Source organism: Erwinia sp. (assembly GCF_031978025.1).
Taxonomy (GTDB): domain Bacteria; phylum Pseudomonadota; class Gammaproteobacteria; order Enterobacterales; family Enterobacteriaceae; genus Erwinia.
On the sequence record NZ_DALZCD010000016.1, the window covers coordinates 15,214 to 27,404 of the forward strand.

Annotated in this window: 8 protein-coding genes; 4 read left to right on the forward strand and 4 right to left on the reverse strand. The window is 50.8% G+C overall.

All coding sequences use genetic code 11. The features are described from left to right. Positions 1-233: 233 nt before the first annotated feature. Both RTK32_RS02480 and RTK32_RS02485 read right to left on the reverse strand, forming a co-directional pair. On the reverse strand, positions 234-1,124 hold the full coding sequence (locus RTK32_RS02480; RefSeq protein WP_312041942.1) for a Mig-14 family protein: 891 nt from the start codon (positions 1,122-1,124) through the stop codon (positions 234-236). 27 nt (positions 1,125-1,151) lie between these two features. Beyond that, the gene (locus tag RTK32_RS02485; protein WP_312041943.1) at positions 1,152-2,567 is read right to left on the reverse strand and encodes an efflux transporter outer membrane subunit; all 1,416 of its coding nucleotides are present in this window, start codon (positions 2,565-2,567) and stop codon (positions 1,152-1,154) included. A 230-nt stretch (positions 2,568-2,797) separates the two neighbouring features. Here RTK32_RS02485 and RTK32_RS02490 point away from each other — a divergent pair, with 230 nt between their 5' ends. Together RTK32_RS02490 and RTK32_RS02495 are read left to right on the forward strand one after the other, a co-directional pair. After that, positions 2,798-3,901 (forward strand): efflux RND transporter periplasmic adaptor subunit, encoded by a 1,104-nt coding sequence (locus RTK32_RS02490; protein ID WP_312041944.1) that lies wholly within the window; start codon positions 2,798-2,800, stop codon positions 3,899-3,901. Continuing rightward, on the forward strand, positions 3,898-6,960 hold the full coding sequence (locus RTK32_RS02495; RefSeq protein WP_312041945.1) for an efflux RND transporter permease subunit: 3,063 nt from the start codon (positions 3,898-3,900) through the stop codon (positions 6,958-6,960). The genes RTK32_RS02490 and RTK32_RS02495 overlap by 4 nt, the downstream gene beginning before the upstream one ends. 178 nt (positions 6,961-7,138) lie before the next feature. On the opposite strand, the gene RTK32_RS02500 is transcribed toward RTK32_RS02495, so the two are convergent. Then, positions 7,139-8,377, reverse strand: a complete 1,239-nt coding sequence (locus RTK32_RS02500; protein ID WP_312041946.1) for an MFS transporter — start codon at positions 8,375-8,377, stop codon at positions 7,139-7,141. A 61-nt stretch (positions 8,378-8,438) separates the two neighbouring features. Between RTK32_RS02500 and RTK32_RS02505 the strand changes: the two genes are divergently transcribed. Next, positions 8,439-9,449 (forward strand): AraC family transcriptional regulator, encoded by a 1,011-nt coding sequence (locus tag RTK32_RS02505; RefSeq protein ID WP_312041947.1) that lies wholly within the window; start codon positions 8,439-8,441, stop codon positions 9,447-9,449. Positions 9,450-9,896: 447 nt separating this feature from the next. After that, positions 9,897-10,904, forward strand: a complete 1,008-nt coding sequence (locus tag RTK32_RS02510; RefSeq protein ID WP_312041949.1) for a prolyl oligopeptidase family serine peptidase — start codon at positions 9,897-9,899, stop codon at positions 10,902-10,904. Here the strand turns inward: RTK32_RS02510 and RTK32_RS02515 are convergent. Further along, positions 10,846-11,913, reverse strand: a complete 1,068-nt coding sequence (locus RTK32_RS02515) for an AraC family transcriptional regulator (RefSeq protein ID WP_312041948.1) — start codon at positions 11,911-11,913, stop codon at positions 10,846-10,848. The genes RTK32_RS02510 and RTK32_RS02515 overlap by 59 nt on opposite strands. Between the last annotated feature and the right edge of the window lie 278 nt (positions 11,914-12,191).

The window sequence follows — 12,191 nt, forward strand, 5'->3', positions numbered from 1 at the left end:
AACACCTGCTGAATCTTGAGAATTCTCTGATTAAATACAGGGTAAACGGGAGTTTGCTATGTATTTGATTTTTGAGTGTGCAAGTCTTTTTTTTAATAAAGTTATTGTTAAACACGCCTGCATTATCGCAGGCGCAGCGTTTTGCTTCATCATTCAGTTCATTGTCGTGATTTTTTATCACCCGATTTCTACCCGGCGTGACCATAGATACACTAAAAGTAAAAGGCTGTAATTTAAAGGCTGATGACTTTCCCGGTCTTTATCGCGCTGGCCCATCTTAATTTATATTCCCATTCCTTTTCATACAATCCGATAGAGAAGATCATTTCTTTGTTTTCATTAAAACATAATGCTCGTGCATCTGAAATATTAGTCCACATAAGCATGCTGCCAGGGCTGAAGGCGGAATATCTGGGGTCAACCCCGCCATTAGGCACGTCAAAATAGACCATGCTGTTACTGTTTGCACTGAACACCAGATCAATAGCACAAGGCGTATCAGCATAGAACAAGACGTTCCCAAAAATTAAATGAGGCACTACGGTTAAGAGTTCCGCTATCTTTGCTTCATCATAACAGCGCACAGAGTCTGCAAACCGTAATTTAAAGAGCCTGACGTACAAGCTGGCTATTTCTTTTGGCGATAAATCTGACAGGCGGTAACAGCTTCCCCCCTGGGCCATAAACTTCCTTAATTCTCCATTGCGCTTCTTTATCGTTTTATCTGAGAACGAGTCTTTAATGCGGCATATTTTCCCCTTCGTTCGGTGGAAGTAGGTTGCATTATGAATGCCTTCGCGATGACGTGATGATAAACGGTTTGTCCTGTCCGGAAGCCAGAGTTTATTTTCTGACGATGCAGGGAATAATACTTCATCAAATGATACAGGGTATTCCCGCCATACATTCAACCCTATCTGATTGTTATCGATAACAAAATAAGCTGCGCTTGTCTCACCGTGATGAGGGTAATGCCAGAAAGAAATGTTTCTCAGGCCTTTTTTCATAAAAAAAGCGATGATATCAGGGTGCATGTTTATACTGCCTCCGAATTTCTGGTAGGTTTCAGCATAAATATCGTAGCTACAGGGTTCCCACCCTAACAGTGAATGCTTCAAACTCATCTTAATTACCTGGGTTATAAATAGTGTTTAAATAGCATTGTCCCCGCCGATTACGGAAAAGAGTTTTACGCTCTGAATCAGATATTTGAACCGCACATCAAACATCTGTTTACGTAAAGTCAGCAGGTCATTATTTTTTATCAATAAATCTTCATTGCTTATCTGACCGGCATCCCGCGTTTTCTCCGTCATGCGATATTGCTCTTTGCCCGTGTCGTAAAGCTTCGCTGTTTGAATGAATAGTCTGTTCAGTGAGGACTGCCCGGCCAGCGCGTCCGACACCTCTCTGAACGCCTGTTTTATGGCCTTCTGATAATTGACGATTTCAATCTTATTATTCAGTTCCGCCAGGCTGAGGTTGCCCTGGTTTTTACCCCCGTCGAAAACAGGAAGCGTGATCGTTGGAACGAAGTTCCAGTAAGCGGTGCCCCCTGACAACAACTGGCTCATGGCGGCCGTAGAGGATCCCCCTTCAGCGGTGAGAGAAATTGACGGGAAAAAGGCTGCCCTTGCCGCCCCTATACGGGCATTTGCCGCTTTTAACTGGTACTCAGCGGCAATAATATCGGGGCGTTTTAGCAGAACCGCAGACGGGGTTCCGGCTTTCAGTAGCGGAAATGTCCAGTTATGATCAAGAGATACATTGAACAGCGAGTCGGGAAGAGGAGCACCGACAAGTAGCTGGAGTAGGTTAATATCCTGTTGCGCCTGTAACTTTGTCTGAAGCAACGCTGACTGCGCGTCGTTCACTGCGTTGTCGGCATCCATCAAGGTATTTTTAGTCAGACCACCAGCAGAAAATGCCTGTTGTTGCATGTGGCGAAGTTGCAGGGTATTTTTCAGCTTCTGACAGGCTATAGCCATGTCTTCCCGATCGTTGATATATTTTAGATAGGCGCTAACTACCTGCTCAATAAGGCTTATTTTTAGGGATCTTGATCCCGCCGCGGCTGAGAGGTAGTCATTCAGCGACGCTTCTCTGAGACTGCGTAAACGGCCCCAGAAGTCTACCTCCCAGGATGCCGAAACCAGTTTTACATCGTACTGATGGTAGGTTACCGGGCTGGTAATCACGCTCTCAAAAATCCCGGCAGGTTCGTGTGCGGCACTTTTTTCTGCCGTCAGGTTGATACCTGGCAGCCAGGACAAATTGTCGACGCCATGCTGCACCCCTGATTTTTTCAGGTTAAGCGCGGCGAGTTCGAGGTCTTTGTTGTTTTCAATAGTCAGTTTGATCAGTTGCTGAAGCTTACTGTCACTGAAAAATGGCCCGCTCAAAGCCTGTGTATTAACACCCTCTGCGGGGCTGTCTTTATATGACCAGGAAGCGGGCAAAGTCGTCTCTGGTCTGTGGTATGCCGGTTCCAGATTACAGCCTGAAAGTAACAGCGATGTTATTACCGTGATGGCTGACGTATAAAGCTTTATGGATACCGGAACCACTGTTTTACTCCTGTTGCCCGTTAAGTGTTATGCCGGCCACCAGACGCGCCCGCCAGAATAATTATCCCGACCTCTGTCAATGCGCTATCAAGGGTAATACAAGGGAAAGGCAATATGCGCGGAATTTTTACGGTAATGCACATCGGTTTATCATTCCTTGATAAACCCTGAAATGTTCCTTGTTCATTATACGTTTAGATGCGGTTATAAAATTCACCGAGAACCGCACAATGCCCTATCTGAATCATCTTTTAAAAAGTTGTCATCCGTTTTTAAAACGGTCTTTGATGACCTTGTTCATTTTCTTTTCTCTGGTCCTTGCCGGATGCGATAAGCCAGTCCATGAAAGCTCTCAGCCACGTCAGGTGCGGATCTGGATTGCCTCGCAACAGCCTCTGCCAGCCACGACATGGACAGGTATCCTTCAGCCAGCGGCAGAGGTGAGTTTGCAATTCCGTGTGGATGGCAGACTGGCCATCCGGGCTGTGGAGGTGGGCAGCAAAGTCAAAAAGGGGCAGGTCGTGGCCACGCTGACCGGTTCACAAAGTCATGAGGACAGGATAGCTGCGCTTGCAGAGTATCAGGAGGCGCTGGCGGCTGAACATAAGGGACAACTGGAGCTGGAGCGAATGCAAAAGCTCTATTATATTGGCACCGCTTCACGTGCACAGTTGGAGGAAGCCCGGGCATCGATGGCGACATTGATGGCCCGTAAAATTCGCGCGCAGGCGCAAAAATCAGCTGCACTGAATGAGTCGGGTTTCAGCTATTTGACGTCCCCATTTGATGGCGTGGTAACGCTGTTTGCCCCCTCTTCAGGGCAAAATGTTGCTGCAGGACAGGACATTATCAAAATTGCTTCTTGTACTGTGGAAGTTCAGTTCAGCGTTCCTGTTCAGACGAGTACCCGTTTGCATCCCGGTGATGCTGTATCGGTTAATATTGACAATAATCAGTTTGAAGCCCGGGTACGCTATCTTTCTCCCCAGCTCGACAAGGTGACACGTACCAGCCTGGTGCGGGCGACGCTGGAGGCCTCCAGCCCTGCGGCCGTCATGGGTCGTGCTGTCACTGTAGCTCTGAAGACCTCCGATAAATTGTATTTTCCCGTCCCGGCATCCTCTCTGACACGTTCAGGTAATCACCCTGCGGTATTCGTTGTGGCTAGCGGGACAAACAAACTTGAATTACGTCAGGTGGTTATCGATCGCTATACGGCCGACAACGTCTGGGTTTCAGCCGGGCTTGCGCCGGGTGATCGAGTGGTGTCAGCGGGCGCTAACACGCTGGAAAATGGGGAAAAAGTGGTGGTTCCCTCCGGAGTGACGAAATGAATAACACTAAGTTTAATCTTTCGTCGTGGGCGCTGACGCATCAACAGCTGGTCAGCTTCCTGCTCCTCATCATCATGGCCTGTGGCTATCTTTCTTTTACTTCATTGTTACGCGATGAGGATCCTGCTTTTACCATTAAAAAAGCCCTTATCAGTACGAAGTGGCCCGGGGCGACACCGCAAGAAATGGTCGATCTGGTCACCGATCCTATTGAAAAGTCCGTCCAGGAATTACCATGGTTTGACAGCGTAGAAAGTCAGACCAGGCAGGGGTCTACCGAAATTACGGTAAACCTCCGGGATGATACACCGCCCGATCAGGTCAAAGTTGTCTGGCAGCAACTGAGAAAGAAGATGCGGGACATTACGGTGTTGCTTCCAGAGCAGGCCGGTTCCCCGGTGGTTAATGATGAATACGATGCCACTTACGGGACGATTTTCGGTATCACCACAGACGGTTTTAGCGTCAGCGAAACGCGGGATATTGTTGATAACATCCAACGCCAGTTCAGAAGCGTTAAGGATATCGGAAAAATAATACAGATAGGCATTCCAAACGAACAGGTGGTGCTCAGTTTCTCCGCACGCCAGATAGCCGCTATGGGCATCTCGCCTGATGACATTATCTCGGCTGTCAGGGACAACAACGCGGTTACCCCCTCAGGTACGTTGCGAACAAAAGACGATCGCGTCAGTGTGGATGTTACCGGGAATCAACTGACGGAAGAAACGCTGAAGCATATCAGCCTGAGTGCTGGCGGCCGGACGATCGCCCTGACTGATATCGTCAGCATAGAGCGAAAACAAGAGAACACACCTTCTCCATTGTTCCATGTGAATGGCCATCCGGCGATGGGGATCGGGGTCGCGATGGTGTCAGGCGGGAATATGCTGCAATTTGGTCACGATCTTGACCGGCGACTGGAAAAGATAAAGGCCGGGCTTCCATACGGTATTGTCATTACAAAGATTGCAGATCAGCCAGCCATTGTGGATGAGGCGATCGAGGGTTTTCTTCATGTATTGATGGAGGCGATTGTTATTGTGCTTGCCGTGTCATTTGTCTCTTTGGGATTACGGGCAGGGCTGGTTATTGCGGTTGCTATTCCTCTTGTTCTGGCTCTGACCTTTACCGGGATGGCGCTGGCCGGAATAGGGCTTCAGCGTATCTCTCTGGGCGCATTAATCATTGCACTTGGGTTACTGGTGGATGATGCAATGATAACGATTGAATCCATGATAGCGAATCTTGAGAAAGGAGAGCCGTTGCGAAAGGCAGCATCAAGTGCCTTTGTAAAAACAGCTTATCCTATGCTTACCGGCACGCTGGTGATGATCGCGGGTTTCATTCCGGTAGGGTTCGCAAAGTCCATGGCCGGGGAATATTGCTACTCTCTGTTTGCGGTCATATTGATCTCGTTGCTAAGTTCATGGATTGTCGCCGTCCTTTTCTCGCCGCTGACTGGTGTGTGGCTGCTTTCCGGTGCAAAGAGACAGCATCATGATAAAAGCAGGGGAGGGCTGTTTCGCGCCTGTGAGGCCATTCTGAACCTTACACTTAAACACCGTCTGGCCGTTGTTCTCTCGTCAGTGGTATTACTGGGTTTATCCGCCTGGAGTAGCCAATGGCTGAAAAGTGAATTTTTTCCGGCATCTGACCGCCCGGAACTGTTGATCAGCCTGACACTACCTGAGAACAGTACCCAGCAGTTAACGGAAAGGGAAACTCACCGTCTTGAAGAGATTCTCAATAAAGAAACCGGCGTGAAACGCTATTCCAGTTATATAGGGACCGGTGCCGTGCGTTTTTACCTGCCTATGGATCTTATGTCTGATGCTGAGAATATTGCCCAGCTGGTTGTCGTTGCCAAAGACCTGGAAGCGCGTAATGCGCTACAGATAAAGTTGTCGGCAGTCCTACGCGACCAGTTCAGCGATATCGTGACGCGTATCTCGCCGCTGGAACTGGGGCCGCCAGTGGGATGGCCGCTGAAATATCGGGTCAGCGGGCCTGATTTCAACCAAACTCGCCTGTATGCGCGCCAGCTATCAGCCATGCTGGCAAAAGATCCACGTATAACCGGGCTGAATCTGACAGCGGGCGATCCCCAGCGTGCCATCGATGTGAAGATCGATCAGGTTTCAGCAAGCATGACCGGACTGACGACAGAACAGATATCGAACATCATGAATATGATTTATAGCGGTTCCCGGATAACCGAACTTCGTGAACAGCATCACCGCACGGACGTAATTCTGCAGGAAATTGAGGCCGACAGGAGCGACTTATCCCATTTAGAAGGGACGCTGATGACCACCCGTACTGGAGCGAAAGTGCCCCTGTCACAGGTCGCCTCTTTCACGTGGGGGCTTAAAGACCCGATGATTCAACGTCGCAATCGCGAGGCGTCGATAACCGTTCAGGGGGATGTGGCTCACGGACGGAATGTAGAGAGTGTAATTGACGATTTAACCCCGAGCATCATGCGATTTAAACAGCAGCTTCCTGCAGATTATTCGCTCCAGGTCAGTGGGGCGTCTGAAGAGTCAGATAAAGGGAATGATTCCCTGCTTTCGATTCTGCCTGTCACCGTCATCATTATGCTTGGTGTGATGATGGTGCAGTTGCAGAGTTATTCTCGCGTCATCCTCGCGGCACTGATGGCACCTTTCGGTTTCATTGGTGTCGTTGTCGCCCTTCTGCCAATGGGAACGCCATTAGGGTTTGTAGCCTTATTGGGCGTCATTGCGTTAAGCGGGATGATCATCCGCAATGCCATCATTCTGATTGCTGAGGTGGATGAAAATCTGAAGGCAGGGTTGAGCAGTATTGATGCCATTCGCAACGCTGCCCTACATCGTGCAAGACCCATTATGCTGACAGCCTGCGCAGCGGTATTCGGCATGATCCCTATTGCGAGACAGGTATTCTGGGGGCCGATGGCGTTGGCCATTATTGGAGGGCTGGTTGCCGCGACGTTTTTTACTCTCACTCTGCTTCCTGCATTGCTCAGTTATTTGCTGGAGTATGAACGCGCAAAACAGTTGAAAAAGCATTAGCACCGACAATCTGGTGGTCGCGGTTGACGGTTACGGGCTTCGGAATATTCACAACATGTCGGCTGGTCAGCTTCTTAAGTGCGGGCTATCTCTGTTTACCGGAGTGCGCTCGCAACGAGTGCACTTACAGGGCGCCGTTTATATAAAGGCGCCGTTCTGTGCCTCCCTTAACCTTGAGCTAAAAGTGTGCTGCCGGGCTGTCGGGCTGGCCGTGCTGTGGCCGCTCCACCCGAACCTTCATGGCAATAAACAGAGCCGCGAGCAGCATCATACTCCCTGCGGTTATAAAAACGCCCGTTACGCCACTGACGCCAAACATGAGTCCCCCTAAGGCCGCGCCTGCAGCGATTGAGGATTGTACGGATGCGACCACCATGCCTCCGGCTGTTTCTGCCTGATCCGGCACAGCGCGCGCCACCCAGTTAGACCAGGCCACGGGAACGCCGCCAAACGCCAGTCCCCACAGCACAATCAGGAACATCAATCCGTTTATCTGTACGGGAAGCCAGATCATGAAAAGCGCCGCTACGCCTACTATTGCAGGCATCAGCACCAGGGTGGCACGCAGGCTACGCTCCATCAGCCATCCGGCCAGCAGCGTCCCTACGAAATTGGCCACGCCGAACCCAAGAAGCATTAAAGACAACCCATTCACATCAACATGGGTAACGCTTTCCAGAGCCGGTCGAATATAAGTAAACAGCGCGTACTGTCCGGTATGGGCAAGCACGCATCCCATCATTCCCAGTGCAATGCCGGGTCGTTGGAGTAACTCTATTACCGATGCGGTTCGTGCTGTTTTGCGCGCCACCATACCCGGCAGAGTAAATAACTGGACGATTAGCGTCAGCACGCCCACTGCGGTTGCTGCCAAAAAAGCGCTACGCCACCCGTAGAGCCCGCCCAGATAACTTCCCAGCGGGACCGAAACCACGGTGCCTACGGCGATGCCGCTAAAGATAAAGGATAAGGCGCGCGGAACGCGCCTGGCCGGAACCAGACGCATGGTTACGGCAGCGGCCATACTCCAGAATCCTCCCAGAGCAATGCCCAGCAATATTCGCATAATTAACAGAACGGCCAGGCTTGAGGAAAAGGCCACCAGCAGATTGGAGGCTATCATCAGCGTTGTGAAACTCAAAAGGACTAACCTTCTGTCAAATCTGCGAGTCAGGCCTGGCACCAGGAGGCCTGCAAACAGAGCTACGACTGCCGTTACGGTCACCGCCTGGCCAGCAAGGGCCTCCGAAACATGCAGGTCAGCAGCCATAGGCGTCAGCAGACTGGCAGGCAGGTATTCTGCCGTCAGCAAGCCAAACACGCCCATTGCCAGAGAAAATATAGCCGTCCATGCTGCTTCCGTTGGCTCCTCTGCATTAGCAGACTCTGGCACAGCATTGTTCACGTTATTTCTCATCTTGCGTATCCCTCGATAATAATCACAGCGGAAAGTTTGGCACCGAGTGGCAGGACGATCTATGATGCTGAGTCCTTACCTTATGCTTGAAACGCCTGAAGTGATCGTTATGGAACAATTGGCTCTGACGTCCGATCTTATCAGTGAACTATTGACAGGCATGCGCCTGCGCGGCGTCCAGTATCGCCGCATTCAGACCGGCTCTTCTTTTGGGCTGGGGTTTGATGACAGGCAGGGGCACGCTTACTTTCATTATCTGGCCGTTGGCACCGCTTTCTTACGTACCAATGACGGCACGCTTCATAAGCTTGCGGCGGGCGATGCTGTGTTCATGCCTCAAGGGGGAAAGCATCAGCTCCTTTCAGACCCCGAGGCGGTTTTTCAACATATCGACAACTTCGCCACGGCTCCCCTGGGTGAAGCCGTTAGCGGAGTTGATACGTGCCCCAGCACGCACCCAACACCAGGCGCAGTGCTCTTTTACGGTTGTATGGAATTCGATCTCGGCGGTATGCAGGGGCTGGGTAAACTGATGCCGGAAGTCATTGTGGCCAATACTGACCAGCAGCGCTATCCTGGTCTGGTGGCCATCCTGTATGCCATGAAAAGCGAAATATGCTCAGGGCGTATTGGCTTTGCCGGTATTCTGGCTCGTCTTGCCGAGGTAACGGCCTCGATGATTGTACGTGGATGGATTGAATGTGGCTGTGAAACCGCATCGGGCCTTTTTGCGGCATTGCGTGATCCGCGTCTTGCCCGAGCCATACTGGCTATACACCGTCAGCCAGGCAAAGAATGGACGGTTGCTGAACTGGCCGCGGAGTCGTATGTATCCCGTTCTGTTTTTGCCGATCGCTTTAAGGCGACAATTGGCGTGCCGCCTCTGCGCTATGCAACGGAGTTTCGTATGCGGCTCGCCAGTCAGTGGCTCAGTCAGGAGAATCTCTCTATCGACACGGTAGCCCAGCGTCTGGGCTATACATCGCAAGCGGCGTTCAGTCGGGCGTTCAAGCGTATCAACGGTCAGCCTCCGGGCGCCAGCCGCGGCGGCTTTATGAAGAACACATCCTGAACCTTCAGGCCGCGTCTCAGATGCCGGACGCGGTGATAAAGCGCCGGCTGACGGGTTCCGGCACAAAGGACGCGGGGCAACGTCCGCTTTTGTCACTAAGCGGTTCTAATCTATGATGTCCACTGTGAGCGAATAGCGGACATCATAGACGCCCTGGACCGGCTGAAATTCAGAAGCGGCAGGTATCACGCGGGCTGAATAACGCCGCCGCTGATGTAGCCTCTCTTTTCTGTTGATTATCAGGTTTAACCGCACTTATCGCGTTCATCCTTATCGCACAGCTACCGATAAGTGGTCAGATATAATTTTTATAGGTCCCAGAACGACCTGAATCATGTTCAAGGACGCGGCCACTGGGGATTTCTATTATGAATACACCCTCATTCATTCGAAGAGGGTAGGCATATGTTCATCGAGTCAGGGATTCTTTTACTTTTACTTTTCGCCATGGAGGTCAGGGCTTATCCTGGATTCCGTCAGCTTGATTTAACAGCCCCACATGAGAGGACGCTGAAACTGGCAGTATGGTACCCCGCTGCTGCGCCTGATAAGGTTGAAAAGGTAGGAGAGAACGCTGCGTTCGAGGGTGTTTCCGTTACCCGCAATGCACCGCCCGCGCCGGGAGCGCACCCGCTTTTAGTTATTTCGCACGGTTACAATGGCAACTGGCGAAATTTATCCTGGCTTGCGCAGATTATGGCGATGCAGGGTTATATTGTGGCTGCACCCGATCATCCCGGCACCACCACCTTTAATCAGGATCCGGATGAAGCGAAAAAACTGTGGCAGCGTCCGCTGGATATTAGCCGAACTATCGATTTTGTTACTGGCTTTCCCCGGCTATTTGGCGAAACCGATAAGGGTCGTATTGCCGCTTTAGGTCATTCACTTGGCGGCTGGACCGTGCTCTCGCTTGCTGGCGCGCAATTTGACCCGGGGGAATTTATCCATGACTGCCAGCCGCAGCCGCAGCGGGGTGACTGTATTTTAATTAACAAACTGGGTATTGATTCGGTGCAGACACGCGACGCGTTATCGGCAAATTACCGGGACGCAAGAATCAAAACGGTAGTTTCGCTCGACCTCGGCCTGGCACCTGGCTTTACCCCTCAAAGTCTGAGCCAGATTGATATACCCGTTCTGCTTCTGGCCGCCCAGATGGATAATGTAGCCAGGCTGCCAGCAGCGCAGGAGTCGGGTTATCTGACCGCCTGGATAAAGCCGCAATGGAGAACGTATGAAGTCATTGCGGGGACAACGCACTTCAGTTTCATGCAACTCTGCAAAACCGGCGCGGAAGGTCTGCTCAATAAGGAGTCGCCGGGCGACGGCATTGTTTGTAGCGATGCGAACGGAATTAGCCGAAGCAAGATTCATCATCAACTCGCAGATAAAATCAGCGCATTTCTGAGCGTGTCGCTAAAATATCGCGCGCCTGCTGACGAAAAGCCGTAGGAGAGGCGCCCACAATACGTTGAAACTCGCGATTGAAATTAGATTTTGTGGTGAATCCTGACTCCAGCATAATTTCCGTAACGGGCAAAGGGGTGTTTACCAGCAGCTCCTTTGCCTTTTCAATACGGAAACCGTTTATCCACTGAGAGACATTTCCCTGGCTGGCCGCGTTAACTGCACCTGACAGCTGACGAGCAGGTATCCCCGCTTTCCTTGCGAGAAGTGCAAGCGTTAGATCGGGGTTAAGATAAAGCTGGCTCTCACGTACCTTTTTCTCCAGCATATTGAATGTTTGGGACACCTCCGCCTCTGCTGGAGGGGGACAAGGCGGTACAGTTTCTTCGTTGGTATCAGTCGACTCAACACGTTTTCCTGCCGCTAAAATTGCTGCACCTATAAAAGGCAACAGCATTGTCTGCGAAATCACGACAATGTCAGGGGCGAGTTTGCCGCCTGTTATACCGAAATCAAACACGATCAGCATATCGGTGAATGCGGACATACACAGCACTCCCCCTGCTAAGAAAGCCATCCTTTTCGTCTGTACTAAGTCATCCAGTCGACATGATGTCAACAGGCGCTCTCCCTGTCGGGCAGCGTTAAGCAGGCTACATCCGTAACCGGTAAATAAGAGTATAAGAAGCCAGTCTGTCGACGAGGGCCATGCTAGTTTGATGCATAAAGCCAGCGTTACCGGTGCCAGTAACTGTATAAGGTAACGCTGCCTGCTGATGCGCGCCATGGAGATGAAGCTGTGCCAGGCGACAGGCGGCAAAATCATTGCCAGGCAAGACTGAATATTTCTCAGGAAGACGTCATTATATTCCCAGCGCAGCGTACTGATTGTAATGAGAAGGATGCATGCAGAAAGAAAAAAGAGGGTACCGTGATGACGCTGATTCGCGGGGAACAGCGCCTTAACCAGTAACAGCGTTAGGGCCAAAAGCGTTAATACAGGGTAGGGGACAGAAGGCATGGTGGCGAAACCAAACTGTAAAATGTTTTGCAATCATTGCACATCCCTAAAGCGTTGTCTCTCAAGAGGATTTGCAGATAAAAAATGTTTATGCAAATTGAGCATTTTATTTATAGGACGGGCAGGCGCTAATTGGCACAGGAAGCGAGCAGGTTGCTTAACGTGCGACATAAGATCTGCATTTTATTTTCGATGACGAGAGTAGCGCTATGGTTAAATTGCAGATTAAACGTTTTGTGAGAGTGACGCCCGCTTTTGGCACAAAGCGGACGTTTACTGAAAAGCATCTCACTAGCGAGCGTCTGTATCTT